Source organism: Burkholderiales bacterium, assembly GCA_023511995.1.
In the GTDB taxonomy this organism is placed as follows: domain Bacteria; phylum Pseudomonadota; class Gammaproteobacteria; order Burkholderiales; family Thiobacteraceae; genus Thiobacter.
Map to the genome: position 1 here is coordinate 1 of JAIMAL010000004.1, position 19692 is coordinate 19692.

Consider the following 19692-nt stretch of genomic DNA (forward strand, 5'->3'; position numbering starts at 1 on the left):
CGCCTGAACTGGAAAACACCTCATCAGGTATTTATGCAATCATACAGCCGCGTTGCACTTCGAGATTGAATCCACCCCTCATTTTAGCGCGAAAGCGCGCCGCCTTTCCCAAGCCGGCTGGCGATGCCCCTTGGCTTCCTTATAACGGGGCGGCGGCCAGGGCGCTGGGGCGAAGGGGTGCCGTGGGCCGGCGCCAAAGCCCTGTTTTTCCGCCTTCCCCTTGACCGGAATGCAGCCAAACGTTAGTGTTCCAAGTTCTTTTTCCAAAATCCCCACACCCGGCGGGATGCGGGGCATCACCTCTGGCAATCACCTTTGGAGCTGACGGGCATCATGGAGCTGACGGGCGCCGAGATCGTCGTGCGCTGCCTGCAGGAGGAGGGCGTGGAATACGTCTTCGGTTATCCGGGCGGCGCGGTGCTGTACATCTACGACGAGATTTTCAAGCAGAACAAGATCAAGCACGTCCTCGTGCGCCATGAGCAGGCGGCGGTGCATGCCGCCGACGGTTTCGCGCGGGCTTCCGGCAAGGTGGGCGTAGCCCTGGTCACCAGCGGGCCCGGCGCCACCAACGCGGTGACCGGTATCGCCACCGCCTACATGGACTCCATCCCCCTGGTGGTCATCAGCGGCCAGGTGCCCACCGCCGCCATCGGCATGGATGCCTTCCAGGAGGTGGACATGGTGGGCATCACCCGTCCCTGTGTGAAGCACAACTTCCTGGTGAAGGACGTCCGCGAGCTTGCCCTCACGCTGAAAAAGGCCTTCCACATCGCATCCACCGGGCGGCCGGGGCCGGTGGTGGTGGACGTGCCCAAGGACGTCACCATCCAGAAAGCCGAATTCGACTACCCGAAAAAAATCAGCCTGCGTTCGTACAACCCGGTGCTGCGCGGCCATCCAATGCAGATCAAGAAGGCGGTGCAACTTCTTTTGTCCGCCAAACGGCCCTATGTCTATTTTGGCGGAGGCGTCATTCTCGCCAATGCGGCGGACCGTCTCACCCGTTTGGTGAAGACGCTGGGGGTGCCCTGCACCGGCACCCTCATGGGCTTGGGTGGCTTTCCCGCCACCGATCCCCAGTTTCTGGGCATGCTGGGCATGCATGGTACCTACGAGGCCAACATGGCCATGCAGCACTGCGATGTGTTGCTTGCCGTGGGCGCCCGCTTCGATGATCGGGTGATCGGCAATCCCGAGCACTTCTACCAGGAAAAGCGGCAGATCATCCACATCGACGTCGATCCCTCCTCGATTTCCAAACGCGTGCGGGTGGATGTGCCCATTGTCGGCGATGTGGGCAACGTCCTCGAGGAAATCCTCAAGCTGGTGCAAACCTCCAAGGAGCGCATCGATCCCGCCGCGCTGAAGACGTGGTGGGCCCAGATCGAGCTTTGGCGGGCGAAGAACTGCCTCAAGTACGATCGCACTTCCAAGATCATCAAGCCCCAGTTCGTCATCGAGAAACTGTGGGAGGTCACCAAGGGGGATGCCTACATCACCTCGGATGTGGGGCAGCATCAGATGTGGGCGGCGCAATACTACAAATTCGACAAGCCGCGGCGCTGGATCAATTCTGGGGGGCTCGGCACCATGGGCTTCGGCCTGCCCGCGGCCATGGGGGTGAAGCTTGCCTTCCCGCGCGCCACCGTGGCCTGCATCACCGGGGAGGCGAGCATCCAGATGAATATCCAGGAACTGTCCACCTGCAAGCAGTACCATCTGCCGATCAAGATCATCAACCTCAACAACCGCTACATGGGCATGGTGCGCCAGTGGCAGGAGTTCTTCCACGGCAACCGTTATTCCGAATCCTACATGGATGCCCTGCCCGATTTCGTCAAACTGGCCGAGGCATACGGGCACGTGGGGATGCGCATCGAAAAACCCGCCGACGTGGAAGGGGCGCTGCGGGAGGCCTTCAAGCTCAAGGACCAACTGGTGTTCCTGGATTTCGTGACCGATCAGACGGAGAACGTCTATCCCATGGTGCCGGGCGGCAAGGGACTGTCCGAGATGATCCTGGCCGAAGACTTGTGAAGAAAGAACATGCGCCACATCATTTCCATCCTCATCGAGAACGAAGCGGGTGCCCTGTCGCGGGTGGCGGGGCTTTTCTCCGCCCGGGGTTATAACATCGAGTCCCTCACCGTGGCGCCCACGGAGGACGCCTCGCTGTCGCGCATGACCATCGTCACCAGCGGCTCGGAGGAGGTGATCGAACAGATCATCAAGCAGCTCAACAAGCTCATCGACGTGATCAAGGTGCTCGACCTCAACGAGGGTGCCCACATCGAGCGCGAGCTGATGCTGGTCAAGGTGAAGGCCGAGGGCGAGGCGCGTGAGGAGATGAAACGCATGTCCGACATTTTCCGCGGCCGGATCATCGACGTTGCCGACAACACCTACACCATCGAGCTGACCGGCAATGGCAGCAAGCTCGATGCTTTCCTGGAAGCGCTGGATCCGGCGCAGATCCTGGAAACCGTGCGCACCGGTGCCTGTGGCATCGGCCGCGGGGCGCGCGTGTTGAGGGTTTGAGGGGTCCTGCCGCCGCGGGCATGACCTCTGGTTTCACCACAAAGGCGCAGGGTGGGCCTGTGTCTCTGTGTCCCGATGGTTGCTCATGAAAAGGAAGACGAAATGAAAGTGTATTACGACAAGGACGCCGACCTCTCCATCATCCGCAAAAAGAAGGTGGCCATCATCGGCTACGGTTCCCAGGGGCATGCCCATGCGCTGAATCTGCAGGATTCCGGGGTGAAGGTGACGGTGGGGCTGCGCAAGGGAGGCGCTTCCTGGGAGAAGGCGAAGAAGGCGGGCCTCACCGTGAAGGAAGTGGGCGCCGCGGTGAAGGATGCCGACGTGGTGATGGTGCTGGTGCCGGACGAGCAGCAGCCCGCCGTCTATACCAACGAGATCGAACCCAACATCAAGAAGGGTGCGGCACTCGCCTTTGCCCATGGTTTCAACATCCATTACGGGCAGATCAAGCCCCGTGAGGACCTGGACGTGATCATGATCGCGCCCAAGGGACCGGGGCATCTGGTGCGCTCCACATATACCCAGGGCGGGGGTGTGCCCTCCCTCATTGCCGTCCACCAGGACGTTTCCAAAAAGGCGCGGGACATCGCCCTGTCCTATGCGGCGGCCAATGGCGGCACCCGCGGGGGGGTCATCGAGACCACCTTCCGCGAAGAGTGCGAGACCGATCTCTTCGGCGAACAGGCGGTGCTCTGTGGTGGCGTGGTGGAGCTGGTGAAGGCAGGTTTCGAGACGCTGGTGGAGGCCGGTTATGCGCCCGAGATGGCCTACTTCGAGTGCCTGCACGAATTGAAGCTCATCGTCGATCTCATGTACGAGGGCGGCATTGCCAACATGAACTACTCCATCTCCAACAACGCCGAATACGGCGAATACGTGACCGGCCCGCGGGTCATCAACGAGCATTCGCGGCAGGCCATGCGGGAGGCGCTGGCCAACATCCAGAATGGCAGCTACGCCAAGCAGTTCATCCTGGAAGGCCGCATGGGCTATCCCGAGATGACGGCCAGCCGCCGCCTCATCGCCGAACACCCCATCGAGACGGTGGGCGCCCGGCTGCGCGCCATGATGCCCTGGATCGCCAAGAACAAGCTGGTGGACACCTCCAGGAACTGAGGCCGGATGCAGGGCGCGCGCCCTGCACCGTTTGCGGCATGCGTTACCCCCACCCCATCATCGCCCGCGAGGGCTGGCCGATTCTCGCCGCCTCCCTGCTCCTCGCCCTCCTCGTCCATGCGCTCGCCGGCCGCTGGGCGGCGTTCCCCTTCTGGTTGTGGGCGGTCTTCGTTTTGCAGTTCTTCCGCGATCCGCCGCGCATCCCCCTGGCAACCGGGCCCGACGTCGTGCTGTCGCCGGCGGATGGCCGGGTGATCGTGGTGGAAAAAACCCTGGACCCCTACCGCCAGTTGCCGGCCCTCAAGCTGAGTGTGTTCATGAACGTCTTCAATGCCCATTCCCAGCGCAGTCCGGTGAGCGGCCGGGTGGAGGCGGTGAACTACTTTCCCGGCGCTTTCGTCAATGCTGCGCTCAGCAAGGCATCCCGGGAAAACGAACGCAACGCCGTGCTGATCACCACCGATAGCGGGCAGCCGGTGACCGTGGTGCAGGTGGCTGGTCTCATCGCCCGCCGCATCCTCTGCTATGCCAAGGCTGGCGATCACCTGCAAGCCGGGCAGCGTTACGGGTTCATCCGCTTCGGCTCCCGGCTGGATGTCTATCTGCCCCCAGACAGCACCCCCGAGGTCAGTCTGGGGGAGAAGGTCTATGCCGGGCGGACGGTGCTCGCCCGGCTGCCCGCCTGAGGGAAAGCAGCGATGGGCCTGCCGAGGGCAAAATTGAGTTGAGTGGGCTTACCGTCATGCCGGAACGCCGTCCCTGGATCGATCCCACGCTGCGCCGCAAGGGCATTTTCCTCCTGCCCAACTTGTTCACCACGTCGGCGCTCTTTGCCGGGTTCTATGCCATCGTGCAGGCCATGAATGGCCGGTTCGAACATGCGGCGGTGGCGATTTTCGTCGCCATGATCCTCGACGGCCTCGATGGCCGGGTGGCGCGTCTCACTAAGACCCAAAGCCCCTTTGGCGCCGAGTACGACAGCCTGTCCGACATGGTCTCCTTCGGTGTGGCGCCGGCGCTGGTGATCTATGTCTGGGCGCTCAAGGACCTGGGCAAGCTGGGGTGGATTGCCGCCTTCATTTTCTGTGTGGGCGCGGCGTTGCGTCTGGCCCGCTTCAACACCAAGCTGGACGTGGCCGACAAACGCTGGTTCCAGGGCCTGCCCAGCCCTTCCGCGGCAGCCCTAGCGGCGGGGCTGGTGTGGGTGATGACGGATTACGGCATCCCCGGCCGCAGCGTCGCCTGGGGGGCCTGGGCGCTCACGGTCTTCGCCGGCCTCAGCATGGTCTCCAACCTGCGCTACTACAGCTTCAAGGAGATCAACATGCGCAAAAGCATCCCCTTCGTCGCCCTGCTCCTCATCGTGCTGGGGTTTGCGCTGCTGGTGTACAAGACGGCGCAGGTGCTGTTTCTCTTTTTCGTCGGCTATGCCCTGTCCGGCTACGTGCTGGCCGTGGCGGACCTGATCCGGCGCCGCGGGCGGCCCGGCATCCCCGGTGCCCGCTGAAGGAGGGGCAACTTTCCGCCGTCAGCGGGCATGGAGGCGGCCAAGGCAGCCCGCCACCATCAGCCCCACCCCGGCGTTGAAGAGGGTCATCGCCTCGAAACCGCCCAAAGTGAAATGCCCGGTGAGGCGGGCAAGCCCCGCCACCAGGCACACCGCCACTCCGATTACGCCCACGACGCTGCCAAGCCACCCGACAAGATTTGCCATGACGTTCTCCCCCGACGTTTTGGCGTAGATTAACCCAAAAACCGCGGGAAGCGTTTCCACCCCCACCCGTGGAGCCGGCCATCTTGCAGGGGGCGGGGGAAGCCGTTATATTCCAAGCATGTCCAACGCTCATCGTCACCGGTTCGTCTCCTTCCTGGCCAACGTCCTCCTGGCCAGCCTGCTGCTGCGCCCCGGGCGCTGAAAGCTTCTTTTCCACCCCCTTCGCGGTTTTCGGTCCAATCGGCTAAACTGCCGGTTTCATTGAGTTTTTTGGTATGCCTCGGCATGCCCTGTTGCGGGAGCCCACCATGGCCAAGGAAAAGTTGATCATTTTCGACACCACCCTGCGGGATGGCGAGCAGAGTCCCGGTGCCTCCATGACCCGGGAGGAGAAAGTCCGCATCGCGCGCCAGTTGGAGCGCATGCGGGTGGATGTCATCGAAGCCGGTTTCCCCGCCGCCTCCAATGGGGATTTCGAGGCGGTGAAGGCGGTAGCCGATGTCATCCGCGACAGCACGGTGTGTGCGCTGGCCCGCGCCCTGGAGCGGGACATCGACCGTGCCGGTGAGGCGATCCGCGGCGCCGTCTCCGGCCGCATCCACACCTTCATCGCCACCAGCCCCATCCACATGGAGAAGAAGCTGCGCATGACGCCGGAGCAGGTGTTGGAGCAGGCGGTGAAGGCGGTGCACTGGGCGCGCAAGTGGACGGACAACGTGGAGTTCTCGCCGGAGGATGCGGGCCGTTCGGAGCTCGATTTCCTCTGCCGGGTGATCGAGGCGGTGATCGACGCCGGGGCCACCACCATCAACATCCCGGATACCGTCGGCTACAACCTCCCGCACCAGTTCGGGGAGCTCATCCGCCAGTTGCGGGAGCGCGTGCCCAATTCCGACAAGGCGGTCTTCTCCGTGCACTGCCACAACGATTTGGGGCTGGCGGTGGCCAATTCCCTGGCCGCCGTGCTCAATGGGGCGCGTCAGGTGGAATGCACCATCAACGGTCTCGGTGAGCGGGCCGGCAACGCCGCGCTGGAGGAGATCGTCATGGCGGTGCGCACGCGGCAGGACGTCTTCCCCTGCGACACCACCATCGACACCACGCAGATCGTGCCCGCCTCACGCCTGGTGGCGTCCATCACCGGTTTCGCCGTGCAGCCCAACAAGGCCATCGTCGGTGCCAATGCCTTCGCCCACGAATCCGGCATCCATCAGGATGGTGTGCTCAAACACCGCCAGACCTACGAGATCATGCGCGCTGAAGATGTGGGCTGGACGGCCAACCGCATGGTGCTGGGCAAGCATTCCGGGCGCAATGCCTTCCGCACGCGCCTCAAGGAATTGGGCATCGAACTGCCCTCCGAGGAGGCGCTCAACGCCGCCTTTGCCCGCTTCAAGGAGCTCGCGGACAAGAAGCACGAAATCTTCGACGAGGACCTGCACGCCCTGGTGAGCGACGAGGCACAGTTGCTGGAAAGCGAGATTTACCGTCTGGTCTCCCTGCGCGTGTGCTCGGAGACGGGGGAGATTCCCCATGCCCGCGTCGTCATCGCCGAACACGGCGTGGAGAAGGCCGCGGAGGCCGATGGCAGCGGTCCGGTGGATGCCTCCTTCAAGGCCATCGAGGCGGTGGTGAACAGCGGAGCCGAGCTGCTCCTCTATTCGGTGAACAACATCACCAGCGGCACCGATGCCCAGGGCGAGGTGACGGTGCGCCTCACCCGGGGCGGGCGCATCGTCAACGGCCAGGGGGCGGACACCGACATCGTGGTCGCTTCCGCCAAGGCCTACATTCACGCCTTGAACCGGCTGCATTCCCGGCTGGAGCGGGCGCACCCGCAGGTCTGAGCTCAACCCGTCGCTTCGGCGCGGGGCTGGATGCTGGCCACCAGGGCGCGCAGCTTGGCCGGCGGCACCGGTTTGTGCAGAACCGGGTAGCCGTGTTCCCGTGCCTGTTTCAGGTGTTCGGCGGCAGCATCGCCGGTGATGAGCACCGCCGGTGTGTTCGTGCCCACCGCCTCCTGGATGGTGCGGATGGCATCGATGCCGGTGCGGCCGCCGGCCAGCCGGTAGTCGGCGATGATGAGGTCCGGGGCGCGGCCCAGTTGGCTCAGCTGGCTCACCGCTTCCTCGGCGCTGGCGCTGGCGATGACCTTGCAGCCCCAGTCGGAAAGCAGCGTCTGCGTCGCTTCGCGGATGATGCGTTCATCCTCGATCAATACCACGGTGCGTTCGCCGGTAGCGCGCAGGGCATCGAAGACGGCCGCCGTTTCTTCCGGCGCGCTGCTTTGCCGCAGCACCCCCCGCGGCACGGTGACGGCGAAACAGGAACCCACGCCGGGCTCCGAGCGCACTTCGATGGGATGGTGGAGCAGCTCCGCCAGCCGTTTGACGATGGCCAGACCCAGCCCCAGCCCCTTGCTGCGGTCCCGCTCGGGATTGGCGATCTGATAGAACTCCTCGAACACCCGCTGCTGCTCTTCGCGGGGGATGCCGGGCCCACTGTCCCACACTTCGATGCGCACCAGCTTGCCCCTTCGCCGTGCGCCGATCACCACGCCCCCCTGTTGCGTGTAGTTCACCGCATTGGCCGCCAGGTTGCGCACGATGCGCTCCAGCAGCACCGGATCGCTGCGCACCACCAGGCTGGTGTTGGCCACCTGGAAGCGGATGCCCTTGTGGTGGGCCTTGCCGGTGAAATCGCGGCGCACGTTGTCGAAGAGGTCCTGCAGCCTGAAGCTGACGATACGCGGCTGCACGGCCCCCGCGTCCAGCTTGGAGATGTCGAGGAGGGAGTCAAAGAGGCTGGTGAGAGCGATGATGGAAGCCTGCATCTGGTCGGCGATGTGGCGCACCTCTGGGTAGCGCAGGCGTTCGACGAGGGTGGCGGCGAAGAGGCTTAAGGCGTGCATGGGCTGGCGCAGGTCGTGGCTCGCCGCGGCGAGGAAACGGGACTTGGCGCGGCTCGCTGCTTCCGCCTGATCCCGTGCCCGTTCCGCGGCGATCTTTTCCACGGTGAGGGCGGTTTCCAGGCTTTCCCGGCGCGCGATTTCCGCCAGAAGCGTCTCATTGGCCAGGCGTTGCGCCTCCAGGGCGGCGAACTCCCGCCGCCGCAGTTGGCTGAACCGGTAGGCGGCCACGGCACCGAAGCTGTTGATGAGGAGCAGCACCCCGAGAAGCGACAGCGTGGTGGTGCGGTCGGGCTGGGCCCAGCCGTAGAGATAGACGAGGAAGGAGAGCGTTCCCACCAGCGCCACGCCCAGGGCGGGCAGGAAACGGTTGGGGACAAACACGTACACCGCGACCAGGATCACGATCATGGCGCTGGCGTGGGCGGTGAGATCCGCCGGTCGGCTGAGGAGAATGACGAAATTGCCGGCGATGGCGAGCAGCTCGATGAAGCTGGGCACATAGCCGCTGCTCAGCCAAACGGGATGCCGCGCCGCCCAGAAGACCATCAGGATGGCCGTGGCGGTGATGGATGCCCGCAGAAGGAAAAGCCGCCAGAAGGTGGCCGTATCCCCCAAGGAGGTGTAATCGGCAAGGGCAAAGGCGAAGTAGAAAAAGGCGCCCACCGCCACGGTGGCGCGAAAGTCGGTCCACAGTTCGGGGTGGAAGGCCTCGCGGTAGCGCCGTTCCAGCTCAGGGTCGGCGAATTCGGCGGAAAGGGGGGACAGGCGCGCATCCAGCGACGCAGCCGCTGAAGGGGTGGTCGCGGCAGTCTGCCTCACGTCCTCACTCCCGCACCAGGGCGCGCCGGGTCTGTTCCACCTTGACCAGGAAACGTTGCAGGCGCGCCTGATCGGCCGCGGGAAGGTCGAGAAAACGGAGTCCCACGTGGACTTCCACCCGGCCGCCGCGCAAATGCACCGGGGTGACATGCCTCACCTCCACCGCCACCCGCAGATCCCCGAGGGGTTCGCCGAGAGCAAGGATGCAGTCTTCGAAGCGGTCCAGGATTTGTGCCCGGGCGAGCTGCTCGTTGGCGATCACGCACACGCCGCCGACGCTGATGTCGTGGATGCGCAGACCCTCGCGGCCGCTTCCCACCGCCGGCAGATGCGCCCGCGCGCCCATGGAGAGGGGCACCACGGCGCGGAAGAAGTTCCGCCGCTGCAAGCGGAGGACACTGCCGGGCAGCCAGGCGACGAAGGCGGGGCTGCCACCGAACTGGGTCCTGGCCGCCGGCCCCGTGCTCCATTGCACCCGGATACCGTCCTGACTGCCGACGAAGACGAGGCGGTCACTTTTGAGCAGGCGTTCGTTCATCTCCGCCTGGCTGCCCACATCGAAGACGAAGGTCTCCTGCGCCGGACGCACCTCAAGCAGGGCGGTGAGGATGAAATGGCGGCCCTGGTCGAAATAGACGGCCAGGGATTCGGCGCGGGTGTTGAGGCATTTCAGAATCTGCACCACCTCGGTGCGGGATTCCAGATAGTACTGCCCCAGGTCTTCCTGACCATCGATGGGGGTCAGGCCATGCTCGGGCGCACTCATGAGGTCTCCCCCCCGGTGATGGTGCCGGCGGGGCGATGGCAGCGGATCACGCCTTCCGAGACTCGCTGGGCCACGCCGAGGGCATCATGGGCAAGGCCCTGGGTGTACTCCAGGATGGTGTAGCCGGCGCAACCCTGGGTGGCGACGATTTCCTCCGCCCGGCGGCGGAAGATGGGCTCCGCCTCCCCCTGTCCGCTGCGGGTGAGTTTGCCCTGACGCACGGTGATGCGATAGAGGTCCGGCCCGATTCTGCGATCCTCCACCTCCCAGCGGAAGCCGTCGTGGGTGTAATACACCACCGCCGCCGCAGCCAGCACCTCCTTGTTGGAGAGCTTGGGCAAATCGAGGGTGGAACACCCTGCAACCAGAGGCAGCAACCACGGCAGGAGGCGCTTCATGTCCGTCGGCGGGGCCGTTTCCGTCCCGCGATGAGTTCCTCGATGAGGGGCGAGCAGATTACCTCCAGGGCAAGCCGCAACTTGCCCCCCGGCACCACCATGGTGTTGGGGCGCGACATGAAGGAACCGCTGATGCGCCGCAAAAGGTCGGGGAAATCGAAAAGATGGGGATCGCGGAAATGGATGACGAGGATGCTCTCGTCCGCGGTGGGCACATCACGGGCGATGAAGGGGTTGGAGGTGTCCACCAGGGGCATGCGCTGGATGTTGATGTCGGTGATGCCGAACTGGGGGACGATGAAATGCACGTAGTCGCGCATGCGGCGCAGAATGGTGGCGGTGACTTCCTCCACGGTGCAGCCGGCCTTGGAACAGTCGCGGTGGATTTTCTGGATCCATTCCAGATTCACCGCCGGCACGATGCCGATGAGCAGGTCCACGTACTGGGCGGCGTTGACGCCATTGCCTCCCTTGCCGCGTCGGTCGGGCATGCCGGTGGGGAGATGGGCGGGGCTTGCGCGGCGGCGTGTCCAGGTGTGGGCCGCCACTCCCCCGTGCATGCCTTCGTAGAAAAGCAGATCGGTGCCCTTGGGCAAAGGCTCCCAGGGGGTGAAGGTGCCCACCGGCTGGCCAAAGCGCCGGGCGTCGTCCTCGTCGCGGACGTAGTGGCGGATCATGCCGGTGCCCGAGCGGGAATAGGTGGCGAAAAGCTCCTCCAGCTTGTCGAAGAGATTGCACTCCGGGCCGAACAGGCTCACCGGCTTGCCCGCCGCGGTGGATTCGGCGATGAAGCGGTCCATCTCCGGCTTTTCGAAACGGAAGAAGGCATCGCCTTTCACGAGGGCGGCGTTGATGCCCTGGCGGCGGAAAATGTCGGTGAAAGCATGGCGAACGGTAGTGGTCCCCGCCCCCGCCGAACCGGTGATGGCGACGATGGGATGTTTGGCTGACACGGCGGCTCCTCCCGGTGGCGCTTGCTTCATGCTTTGCGCATGGGCGAGAGCATAGGCCAAGGGCGCGGGGATTAGCAAGGCAGGGCAGTGGTCAGTGGTCAGGGAGCAGGGAGCGGGGGCGGTTCCGTGGTTTCAGTTTCCGCGCCAGGATGGGCGCTGTTGGGGCGGTGTTTCTGCGTTAAGATGCGGCCATGCGGTGTGGTTTTTCCCTGAATGGGGCGGGTGTGCGCCGTGGGTGGGCTTGCGCGCGGGGGTGGCGATGCGCCGGCCGCATGGGATGGATAGCGCTCGGTTTGGCCCTGCTTGCCACGGCGGGCGCGCAGGCGGAGCGGGTGGAGGGGGCGGGCCTCAACTTTTCCGTCTCGGTGCGCACGCCGGAGCAGCTTGCCGCTTTCTATTCCGCCCGGGGGTTTGCGCCGGAGACGGTGGCGCTCATCAGCCGCGCCTGTTTCCTCACCGTGGGCCTCACCAACACGCGGCAGGAGGTGGTCTGGCTTGTGCCCGCCCGCTGGCGGTTCGAGACCATGGACGGCCACCCCGTCCGGCGCATTGCCCGCGCCGACTGGGAGGCCGCCTTTGCCGCGGCGGGGGTGCCGCTTGCCCATCGCGCCACCTTCGGCTGGACCCAGTTGCCGGAAAGCCGGGACCTTCAGCCGGGGGAGCCGGTGGGCGGCAACGTGACCGTGGAACCCCCCGCAAAGCCGCTTCGCCTGATCGCCGTTTTTCCCACCGGCGAGGATGGCAAGGGATCGCCCATCGAGCTGCGGGTAGAGAACCTGAGCTGTCCTGCGCCATGAGGGTTTTCCTTCTCCTCGTCCTCTTCCTCTGTGAGGTCGCGCTGGCCGCAGAGCCCCCCGGCCTGATGCGGCTCACCCCCCGCCCCGCGCCGCCCCTGGTGCTTGCCGACATGGATGGGCGCGTGACCGATCTTGCGAGCCTGCGCGGCCGCTGGGTGATGGTGCATTTCTGGGCCAGTTGGTGCGGCCCCTGCCGGCGGGAAATGCCCACCCTGGTTTCCGTGATGCGCACCTTGCCGCGGCAGCAGCTGACGGTGCTCCTCGTCAACACGGCGGAAGGGGACGACGAGGTGTTCGCCTTTCTTGCCAGCGTGGCACCGGAACTGGATACCCTCATGGACCGCGACGGGCAGACCACCGCGCGTTGGGCACCGCGGGGTTTGCCTTCCACCTTCCTCGTCGATCCCGAAGGACGCCTGCGTTACATTGCCTTAGGGGGCCGCGACTGGTCGGCACCGCTCTATCTCGATTTCCTACGGGCGCTCACCGAGGCCAGGGGGCCCTGACCGCAGCAGCCTTCTCCCTGGTGGCGGAAGGGCTGTTAATTGCAGGGCGACGCGACGCCCGGTAGGCTAGATGCCTTTCCCCATCCGTTCCGCGTCCCATGCATCGCGATCTGCCTGCCCCTGCCTGCTGTACAGCCTCTGCCCCCCCCGCCGGCGGGGGATTCCGTGTCGTACTCATCAACCCTTACGAGCTGGGTCGGCAGTCTTTCGCCATCGCCGAGGCTTCCGCCTGGTTCAAGCGGGCGGGCATGGAGGTGATCTGCCTCGACCTTGCCCTTGAGAAGCTTTCCCCCGAGGCGCTCGCGGGCGCCGGCGCCGTGGCCATCCATCTGGGCATGCACACCGCCACCCGGCTTGCGCTCGAGATTCTGCCCCGCCTGCGGGCCTGGGCGCCCGCTGCGGCGCTGGCCGCCTTCGGTCTTTATGCGCCGGTGAACGAGGCACTGCTTCGCGAGTTGGGGGTGGAGGCGGTGTTTGGTGGTGAGTCGGAGCCGGACCTCGTGCGTTGGGCGCAGGCGGTGCGCGGCGGCAGCAGGGGGGCGGTGGGGCGCGTACACACGGGAAGGATCGAATTTCTCCCCCCCGACCGCTCGGGGCTGCCCCCCCTTTCCCGCTACGCCCAGCTCGTTCTCCCCGATGGCAGCCGGCGGGTCGCGGGCTTCGTGGAAACCACCCGCGGTTGCAAACACCTCTGCCGCCATTGCCCGGTGGTGCCTGTGTACGAGGGACGCTTCCGGGCGGTGCCCCTGCCGGTGGTGATGGCCGACATCGAACAGCAGGTGGCCATGGGGGCGCAGCATATCTCCTTCACCGACCATGATTTCCTCAATGGTCCCGGCCATGCCCTGAAGGTGGTGCGGGCGATGAAGGCGCGCTTTCCGGGTTTAAGCTTCGATGCCACCATCAAGGTGGAACACCTGGTGCGCCATGCCGCGCTGCTGCCGGAGCTTGCGGCCGCCGGCTGCACTTTCGTCATCAGCGCGGTGGAATCCCTTGACGATGCCGTGCTGGGTTATCTGGCGAAGAACCACACCCGCGCCGACTTCCTCCGGGCGGTGGCCCTCATGCGCGAGGCCGGATTGCCCCTTGCCCCAACTTGGGTGGCCTTTCATCCCTGGACCACGCTGGAAGGCTATCTCGATCTGCTTGCCACCCTGGTGGCGCTGCGGCTGGTGGAGGCGGTGGCGCCAGTGCAGCTTTCCATTCGCCTGCTGGTGCCGGCGGGCTCGCGCCTTTTGGAACTGCCGGGCTTCCGGAGGCGGCTTAAGGCCTTCGATCCCCGCCTGCTGGGTTACCCCTGGGTGCATGAGGATCCGCGTGTGGATCACCTCCAGCAGGAGGTCTCGGCCCTGGTCGCGGCAGGGGAGCGGGCCGGCCAGCCGCGCCGCGCCATTTTCGAAGCCGTCTGGCAGGCTGCCCATCGTGCCCTCGGGCGGGAGCCGGAAAGCCTGGCAGGTCGGGATCTGGGCGAGCCTGTGGCCCATCTTTCCGAGCCCTGGTATTGCTGTGCCGAGCCCACCGAACAGCAGCTCAAGGCCCTGTTCTGACCCATGAAACGCGTGCTGCTCCTGTTGCCGGTGGCAAGCTACCGCAATGAGGATTTCCTCGCCGCCGCCCGCCGTCTGGAGGTGGAGGTGATCCCCGTGGCGGACTATTGTCCCCGGCTTGCGCCCCGCTGGGGGCTTACGCCGCTCTTGGCCGTGCCCTTCGACCGGCCGAAGGTGGCGGTGGAAATTGTGTTGGCGCATCTTCGCCAGCGCATCGATGCCGTGCTGGCGGTGGACGATCACGGGGTGGAGCTTGCCGCCCTCCTGCGGGAGAGGCTTGGGCTGCCGGGCAACCCCCCGGCGGCGGTGGCGCGGCTGCGGGACAAGCTGGCCTTCCGCGAGCTCCTGGCGCGGGAGGGTTTCCTCCATCCGGCGTTTGCGTGGTTGCCAGAGACGGTGGACCCGCAAACCTGGCCGGCACGCCCCCCCTTCCCTCTGGTGGTGAAGGCGCGCCGGCTGTCGGGCAGCCGCGCTGTGATCCGGGCCGATGACGGGCCTGCCTTCGTCGCCGCCGTGGAGCGGGCACGGCGCATCCAGCGCCGCGCCGACCGCGAGGCGGCAAGCCTGGGTCTTGTGGTGGAGTCCTTCATCCCGGGCGCGGAGTTCGCCCTGGAAGGCCTTCTCGATGGGGGGCGGCTCACCGTGCTGGCCCTCTTCGACAAGCCCGATCCCCTCGATGGCCCCTATTTCGAGGAAACCCTCTATGTGACGCCCTCCCGGCTGCCGCCAGCAAGGCAGACGGAAATTGCGCAGACGGTGGAGCACGCCTGCCGGGCGGCGGGGCTTGTCAGCGGCCCGGTGCACGCGGAAACGCGCGTCAATGACGAGGGCATCTTCCTGCTGGAGATCGCCCCCCGTTCCATTGGCGGCTTGTGTGGGCGGGTGTTGCGCCATTGTCTGGGGATGAGCCTGGAGGAGCTCATCCTCCGCCACGCCCTGGGGGAAAGCCTGCCGCGCGCCCGGATGGAGGGCGGCGCCGGGGTGATGATGATTCCCATCCCCCGCCGCGGCATCTACGAAGGCGTGAGCGGCGTGGCGCAGGCTCGCGCGGTGCCGGGGGTGACCGGGATCGACATCGCCGTGACTCCCGGCACGCTGCTCCTGCCGGTGCCGGAGGGGGCGGCCTATCTCGGCTTCCTCTTCGCCCGCGCCTCCTCCCCGGCGGCCGCGGAAGAGGCCCTGCGCCAAGCCCACGGCCAGCTGCGCTTCCACATCCGGCCGGAAGTGGAGATCGCTCCCGCCGGACGGTAGACTAGCGCCTTCGCGATCATCACGCCCATGGTCTGGGCGAAAGGAAGGTAACCCGCGTGAAGGTGGAGGCGACGATCCTGCCCGAAGTGTTGCTGCTCACGCCGACGGTGTTCAGCGATGAGCGCGGGTTTTTTTTCGAAAGCTACAACCGGCGGGCGTTTGCCAGCGCCACCGGGCTCGATGTGGAATTCGTGCAGGACAACCATTCCCGTTCCGTCCGCAACGTCCTGCGCGGTCTCCATTACCAGATCCGGCGGCCCCAGGGCAAACTCATCCGGGTGGTGGCGGGGGAGGTGTTCGACGTGGCGGTGGATCTGCGCCGTTCCTCGCCGCGCTTTGGCCGCTGGGTGGGCGTGCATCTTTCGGCGGAGAACAAGCGCATGCTGTGGGTGCCGCCGGGCTTCGCCCATGGTTTCCTCGCCCTGACCGACGCCGAAGTGCTCTACAAGACCACCGATTACTACGCGCCGGAACACGAGCGTTGTCTGCGCTGGGACGATCCGGACCTTGCCATCGCCTGGCCCCTGGCTTCCGCGCCGCTCCTGTCGGCCAAAGACCGGCAGGGGGTGGCGCTTTCTCAGGCCGAGGTGTATCCGTGAACATTCTCCTCATCGGCCGCAACGGCCAGGTGGGCTGGGAGCTGGCCCGCGCCCTGGCCCCGCTGGGACACATCACCGCCCTAGGCAGCCGGGAACTCGATCTTGCCGACGGCGAGGCGATCCGCCGGACGGTGCGCCATCTGGGGCCGGACCTCATCGTCAACGCCGCCGCCTACACCGCCGTGGACCGGGCGCAGCAGGAGCGGGAGCGGGCCTATGCCATCAACGCCGAGGCGCCCCGGGTGCTGGCCGAGGAGGCGCGCCATTGTGGGGCCGCCCTCATCCACTACTCCACCGATTACGTCTTCGACGGGGCGAAGGGTGCGCCCTATCAGGAAATCGATCTGCCGCGGCCCCTCAATGTCTATGGCGAATCGAAGCTCGCCGGCGAGCGGGCCATCGAGGCGGCGCAGGTGCCCCATCTGATTCTGCGCACGAGCTGGGTGTACGGCCTTAGGGGCCACAACTTTCTCCTCACCATCCTGAGGCTTGCGCGGGAGAAGGACCGGCTGCGGGTGGTGGAGGACCAGATCGGTTCACCCACCTGGAGCCGGGCGGTGGCCTCCGCCACCGCCGCCATCATCGCCCAGGCCCATGCCCACGGTGGCATCCGCGCCCTGCTAGAGGACAAGGGCGGCCTTTATCACCTCACCGCCGGCGGCCAGACGAGCTGGTGGGGGTTTGCCCGAGCCATTGTGGAGGCCGCGCCAGGCCTTGCCCGCCGGCCACCGGTGGAGCCCATCCCCAGCGCGCAGTATCCGCTGCCGGCCCCCCGCCCGGCCTATTCGGTGCTGGACAACGGGCGCCTTACGCGCAGCTTCGGGATCGCGCTGCCGGACTGGCGGGCGCTGCTTGCCCTGTGTCTGATGGATCTCGAAGCCTGTGCCGCGGTCACCCCCATTGTTAGTGTCAGCCGGTAGAATGATGCTTTTTACGCCAGTCCCATGAGCATCCTCGTTGACAAGCACACCAAGGTCCTCTGTCAGGGTTTCACCGGCAAGCAGGGGACCTTCCATTCCGAACAGGCGATTGCCTACGGCACGCGCATGGTGGGTGGAGTCACCCCCGGCAAGGGGGGCCAGACCCACCTGGGGCTGCCGGTGTTCAACACCATGCGGGAAGCGGTCGAGGCCACCGGCGCCGATGCCAGCGTGATCTATGTGCCTTCCCCCTTCGCCGCCGATTCCATCATGGAGGCGGCCGACGCGGGGGTGCGACTCATCGTCTGCATCACCGAGGGGATCCCCGTGCTGGACATGCTCAACGTCAAGGCAGCGCTGCGGGCCAATGGTGCCCAGCTTATCGGTCCCAATTGCCCGGGCATCATCACCGCCGGCGAATGCAAGATCGGCATCATGCCCGGCTTCATCCACAAACCCGGCAAAATCGGCATCGTCTCCCGGTCCGGCACCCTCACCTACGAGGCCGTCTACCAGACCACCCAGCTCAACTTGGGACAGACCACCTGCGTGGGCATCGGTGGCGATCCCATCAAGGGGCTGGACTTCATCGACTGCCTCGCCCTCTTCGAGGCGGACCCGGCCACGGAAGGCATCATCCTGGTGGGGGAGATCGGTGGCACGCGGGAGGAGGAAGCCGCGGAGTACATCAAGGCCCACGTGAGCAAACCCGTGGCCGCCTACATCGCCGGGGTGGGGGCACCCGCGGGCAAGCGCATGGGCCATGCCGGGGCCATCATCAGTCAGGGCAGGGGAACGGCGGCGGACAAAATCCGGGCTTTGGAAGCGGCCGGGGTGATGGTGGCGCGCTCGCCGGCGGAGATTGGGCTCGCCATGCAGCGGGCGCTGGGAGGGGCGGCGTGAAAATCGCCTTGGCCCAGATCAATGTGGTGGTGGGCGATCTCGAGGCCAACGCCGCCCGCATCCTCGATAGCGCGCAACAGGCCAAGGCCGCGGGGGCAAGCCTCCTCGTCACGCCGGAGCTTGCGCTGTCGGGCTATCCCCCCGAGGACCTGCTCCTGCGCAAGGGTTTCAACGAGGCTTGTCTTGCCACGCTTGAGCGCCTGAGCGCGCAGGTGGCGGGAATCACGGTGGTGGTGGGGCATCCCGATGTCCGCGGTGAGCAGCGCTACAACGCCGCCTCGGTGCTGCAGGATGGCCGGATCGTGGCCACTTACCACAAACACAAGCTCCCCAACCACACGGTGTTCGACGAGGTGCGTTATTTCACGCCGGGCAACGCGCCTTGTGTGTTCGAGCTGGAAGGGGTGAAGATCGGCATCAACATCTGCGCCGACATCTGGGAGCCGGAGCCGGCGCAGCAGGCGCGGGAGGCGGGCGCGCAGCTGCTCCTCGTGCTCAATGCCTCGCCCTATCACATGCACAAGCAGGCGAGCCGGGAGGAGGTGGTCTCCCGCCGCGCCCGGGAAACCGGCATGGCCATGGTCTATTGCAACCTGGTGGGGGGTCAGGACGAGCTGGTCTTCGACGGCGCTTCCTTCGCCGTGGACGCCGCCGGCAATCTCACCCACCGCCTGGGCTTCTTCGAGGAAACCCTGGGTTTCATCGAGCTTGCCGGCGCGACCCCCAGGCCCGGCGAGATCGTGCCGGAGCCGGCCCTGGAGGAACTGGTCTATCGCGCGCTGCGCCTGGGGGTGCGGGACTATGTGGAAAAGAACGGCTTTCCCGGCATCGAATTGGGGCTATCCGGGGGCATCGACTCCGCCCTCACCCTGGCCATCGCCGTCGATGCCCTGGGCGCCAAGCGGGTACATGCGGTGATGATGCCCTCCCAGTTCACCGCCAACATGAGCCTGGAGGATGCGCGGGAGATGGCGCGCGCCCTGGGGGTGCGCTATTCGGAAATCCCCATCAAGCCCATCTACGATGCTTTCCTCAACAGCCTGGCTGACGAGTTCGACGACCTGCCCTTCGACACCACCGAGGAGAACATCCAGGCGCGCATTCGCGGCACGCTGCTCATGGCGCTGTCCAACAAATACGGCACCATCGTGCTCACCACCGGCAACAAGAGCGAGCTCGCGGTGGGGTATGCCACCCTCTATGGCGACATGGCGGGCGGTTTCGCCGTGCTCAAGGACATTCCCAAGACTTTCGTCTATCGTCTGGCGCGCTGGCGCAACAGTGTCGCGCCGGTGATTCCCGAGCGGGTCTTCACCCGCCCCCCCTCGGCGGAGCTGCGCGCCAATCAGACCGACCAGGACAGCCTGCCGCCCTATGACATCCTCGATGCCATCATGGAGCGCTACGTGGAGCGCGACCGCTGCCCGGAGGAAATCATCGCCGAAGGCTTTGACCCGCAGGTGGTGCGGCGGGTGGTCACCCTCATCGACCGCAATGAATACAAGCGCCGTCAGGCACCGGTGGGCGTGCGTGTTACGCCGCGCGGTTTCGGCAAGGACCGCCGCTACCCCATCACCAACCGCTACCGACCCGAGTGAGGACCTGCCATGAAAAAGATCGAAGCCATCATCAAGCCGTTCAAGCTGGACGAAGTGCGTGAAGCCCTGGCCGAGGTGGGCGTGACCGGCCTCACTGTCACCGAGGTCAAGGGCTTCGGCCGGCAGAAGGGGCACACCGAGCTCTACCGCGGCGCGGAGTACGTGGTCGATTTCCTGCCCAAGGTGAAGATCGAGCTGGTGATCGCTGCCGACAAGGTGGACGCCGCCATCGAGGCCATCGTCCGTGCGGCGCGCACCGGCAAGATCGGCGATGGCAAGATTTTCGTGAGCTCCGTGGAACACGTGGTGCGTATCCGCACCGGCGAGACCAACGAAGCGGCGATCTGAGG

Annotated in this window: 20 protein-coding genes; 15 read left to right on the forward strand and 5 right to left on the reverse strand. The window is 65.8% G+C overall.

Translation table 11 applies throughout. The features are described from left to right. Nucleotides 1–333: 333 nt before the first annotated feature. The 5 genes from K6T56_03000 to pssA all read left to right on the forward strand — a co-directional run bounded on the left by K6T56_03000 (nt 334) and on the right by pssA (nt 5167). Nucleotides 334–2040, forward strand: a complete 1707-nt coding sequence (locus K6T56_03000) for an acetolactate synthase 3 catalytic subunit (GenBank protein MCL6555312.1) — start codon at nt 334–336, stop codon at nt 2038–2040. A 9-nt stretch (nt 2041–2049) separates the two neighbouring features. After that, nucleotides 2050–2541, forward strand: coding sequence for an acetolactate synthase small subunit (gene ilvN, locus K6T56_03005; GenBank protein ID MCL6555313.1), 492 nt, complete (start codon nt 2050–2052; stop codon nt 2539–2541). 102 nt (nt 2542–2643) lie between these two features. Further along, nucleotides 2644–3660 (forward strand): ketol-acid reductoisomerase, encoded by a 1017-nt coding sequence (ilvC, locus tag K6T56_03010; GenBank protein ID MCL6555314.1) that lies wholly within the window; start codon nt 2644–2646, stop codon nt 3658–3660. Between the two features lie 38 nt (nt 3661–3698). After that, the gene (locus tag K6T56_03015; GenBank protein MCL6555315.1) at nt 3699–4346 is read left to right on the forward strand and encodes a phosphatidylserine decarboxylase; all 648 of its coding nucleotides are present in this window, start codon (nt 3699–3701) and stop codon (nt 4344–4346) included. 56 nt (nt 4347–4402) lie between these two features. After that, the gene (gene pssA / locus K6T56_03020; GenBank protein ID MCL6555316.1) at nt 4403–5167 is read left to right on the forward strand and encodes a CDP-diacylglycerol--serine O-phosphatidyltransferase; all 765 of its coding nucleotides are present in this window, start codon (nt 4403–4405) and stop codon (nt 5165–5167) included. A 21-nt stretch (nt 5168–5188) separates the two neighbouring features. Here the strand turns inward: pssA and K6T56_03025 are convergent, their stop codons facing one another. After that, nucleotides 5189–5374 carry a hypothetical protein gene (locus tag K6T56_03025; protein ID MCL6555317.1) on the reverse strand — a complete coding sequence of 62 codons (186 nt, stop codon included), beginning with the start codon at nt 5372–5374 and terminating at the stop codon, nt 5189–5191. Between the two features lie 308 nt (nt 5375–5682). On the opposite strand from K6T56_03025, the gene K6T56_03030 reads away from it, so the two are divergent. After that, nucleotides 5683–7221 (forward strand): 2-isopropylmalate synthase, encoded by a 1539-nt coding sequence (locus K6T56_03030; GenBank protein MCL6555318.1) that lies wholly within the window; start codon nt 5683–5685, stop codon nt 7219–7221. 2 nt (nt 7222–7223) lie between these two features. On the opposite strand, the gene K6T56_03035 is transcribed toward K6T56_03030, so the two are convergent. From K6T56_03035 to K6T56_03050, 4 genes are read right to left on the reverse strand one after another with little or no spacing between them, the layout of a single operon-like run. Next, a complete protein-coding gene (locus K6T56_03035; GenBank protein ID MCL6555319.1) occupies nt 7224–9104 on the reverse strand; it encodes a hybrid sensor histidine kinase/response regulator in 1881 nt (626 codons plus the stop codon). A gap of 4 nt (nt 9105–9108) precedes the next feature. After that, entirely contained in the window at nt 9109–9870 is a 762-nt protein-coding gene (locus tag K6T56_03040) for a flagellar brake protein (protein ID MCL6555320.1), read from the reverse strand. Next, the gene (locus tag K6T56_03045; GenBank protein MCL6555321.1) at nt 9867–10268 is read right to left on the reverse strand and encodes a hypothetical protein; all 402 of its coding nucleotides are present in this window, start codon (nt 10266–10268) and stop codon (nt 9867–9869) included. The genes K6T56_03040 and K6T56_03045 overlap by 4 nt, the downstream gene beginning before the upstream one ends. Then, nucleotides 10265–11221, reverse strand: a complete 957-nt coding sequence (locus tag K6T56_03050; GenBank protein ID MCL6555322.1) for a phosphoribulokinase — start codon at nt 11219–11221, stop codon at nt 10265–10267. Before K6T56_03050 ends, K6T56_03045 begins: the two co-directional genes overlap by 4 nt. 272 nt (nt 11222–11493) lie before the next feature. Here K6T56_03050 and K6T56_03055 point away from each other — a divergent pair, with 272 nt between their 5' ends. The 9 genes from K6T56_03055 to K6T56_03095 all read left to right on the forward strand — a co-directional run bounded on the left by K6T56_03055 (nt 11494) and on the right by K6T56_03095 (nt 19690). Continuing rightward, nucleotides 11494–12018, forward strand: a complete 525-nt coding sequence (locus tag K6T56_03055; GenBank protein MCL6555323.1) for a hypothetical protein — start codon at nt 11494–11496, stop codon at nt 12016–12018. Then, nucleotides 12015–12524 carry a TlpA family protein disulfide reductase gene (locus tag K6T56_03060; protein MCL6555324.1) on the forward strand — a complete coding sequence of 170 codons (510 nt, stop codon included), beginning with the start codon at nt 12015–12017 and terminating at the stop codon, nt 12522–12524. Before K6T56_03055 ends, K6T56_03060 begins: the two co-directional genes overlap by 4 nt. A 98-nt stretch (nt 12525–12622) precedes the next feature. Then, on the forward strand, nt 12623–14071 hold the full coding sequence (locus tag K6T56_03065; GenBank protein ID MCL6555325.1) for a radical SAM protein: 1449 nt from the start codon (nt 12623–12625) through the stop codon (nt 14069–14071). A gap of 3 nt (nt 14072–14074) precedes the next feature. After that, a complete protein-coding gene (locus K6T56_03070; protein ID MCL6555326.1) occupies nt 14075–15322 on the forward strand; it encodes an ATP-grasp domain-containing protein in 1248 nt (415 codons plus the stop codon). A gap of 56 nt (nt 15323–15378) precedes the next feature. After that, the gene (rfbC, locus tag K6T56_03075) at nt 15379–15921 is read left to right on the forward strand and encodes a dTDP-4-dehydrorhamnose 3,5-epimerase (protein ID MCL6555327.1); all 543 of its coding nucleotides are present in this window, start codon (nt 15379–15381) and stop codon (nt 15919–15921) included. Further along, nucleotides 15918–16841, forward strand: a complete 924-nt coding sequence (rfbD, locus tag K6T56_03080; GenBank protein MCL6555328.1) for a dTDP-4-dehydrorhamnose reductase — start codon at nt 15918–15920, stop codon at nt 16839–16841. The genes rfbC and rfbD overlap by 4 nt, the downstream gene beginning before the upstream one ends. Before the next feature lie 24 nt (nt 16842–16865). Continuing rightward, nucleotides 16866–17744, forward strand: coding sequence for a succinate--CoA ligase subunit alpha (gene sucD, locus K6T56_03085; GenBank protein MCL6555329.1), 879 nt, complete (start codon nt 16866–16868; stop codon nt 17742–17744). Further along, a complete protein-coding gene (locus K6T56_03090; GenBank protein ID MCL6555330.1) occupies nt 17741–19342 on the forward strand; it encodes an NAD+ synthase in 1602 nt (533 codons plus the stop codon). Before sucD ends, K6T56_03090 begins: the two co-directional genes overlap by 4 nt. A 9-nt stretch (nt 19343–19351) precedes the next feature. Continuing rightward, nucleotides 19352–19690 (forward strand): P-II family nitrogen regulator, encoded by a 339-nt coding sequence (locus K6T56_03095; protein ID MCL6555331.1) that lies wholly within the window; start codon nt 19352–19354, stop codon nt 19688–19690. Nucleotides 19691–19692 lie beyond the last annotated feature (2 nt).

Coding starts and splice junctions, on each gene's coding strand:
- ilvN (MCL6555313.1), top strand. CDS start 2,050: ATGCGCCACATCATTTCCATCCTCATCGAGAACGAAGCGGGTGCCCTG.
- K6T56_03045 (MCL6555321.1), bottom strand. CDS start 10,268: ATGAAGCGCCTCCTGCCGTGGTTGCTGCCTCTGGTTGCAGGGTGTTCC.
- ilvC (MCL6555314.1), top strand. CDS start 2,644: ATGAAAGTGTATTACGACAAGGACGCCGACCTCTCCATCATCCGCAAA.
- K6T56_03055 (MCL6555323.1), top strand. CDS start 11,494: ATGGGATGGATAGCGCTCGGTTTGGCCCTGCTTGCCACGGCGGGCGCG.
- K6T56_03060 (MCL6555324.1), top strand. CDS start 12,015: ATGAGGGTTTTCCTTCTCCTCGTCCTCTTCCTCTGTGAGGTCGCGCTG.
- K6T56_03095 (MCL6555331.1), top strand. CDS start 19,352: ATGAAAAAGATCGAAGCCATCATCAAGCCGTTCAAGCTGGACGAAGTG.
- K6T56_03065 (MCL6555325.1), top strand. CDS start 12,623: ATGCATCGCGATCTGCCTGCCCCTGCCTGCTGTACAGCCTCTGCCCCC.
- K6T56_03025 (MCL6555317.1), bottom strand. CDS start 5,374: ATGGCAAATCTTGTCGGGTGGCTTGGCAGCGTCGTGGGCGTAATCGGA.
- K6T56_03040 (MCL6555320.1), bottom strand. CDS start 9,870: ATGAGTGCGCCCGAGCATGGCCTGACCCCCATCGATGGTCAGGAAGAC.
- K6T56_03000 (MCL6555312.1), top strand. CDS start 334: ATGGAGCTGACGGGCGCCGAGATCGTCGTGCGCTGCCTGCAGGAGGAG.
- K6T56_03015 (MCL6555315.1), top strand. CDS start 3,699: ATGCGTTACCCCCACCCCATCATCGCCCGCGAGGGCTGGCCGATTCTC.
- sucD (MCL6555329.1), top strand. CDS start 16,866: ATGAGCATCCTCGTTGACAAGCACACCAAGGTCCTCTGTCAGGGTTTC.
- pssA (MCL6555316.1), top strand. CDS start 4,403: ATGCCGGAACGCCGTCCCTGGATCGATCCCACGCTGCGCCGCAAGGGC.
- K6T56_03030 (MCL6555318.1), top strand. CDS start 5,683: ATGGCCAAGGAAAAGTTGATCATTTTCGACACCACCCTGCGGGATGGC.
- K6T56_03070 (MCL6555326.1), top strand. CDS start 14,075: ATGAAACGCGTGCTGCTCCTGTTGCCGGTGGCAAGCTACCGCAATGAG.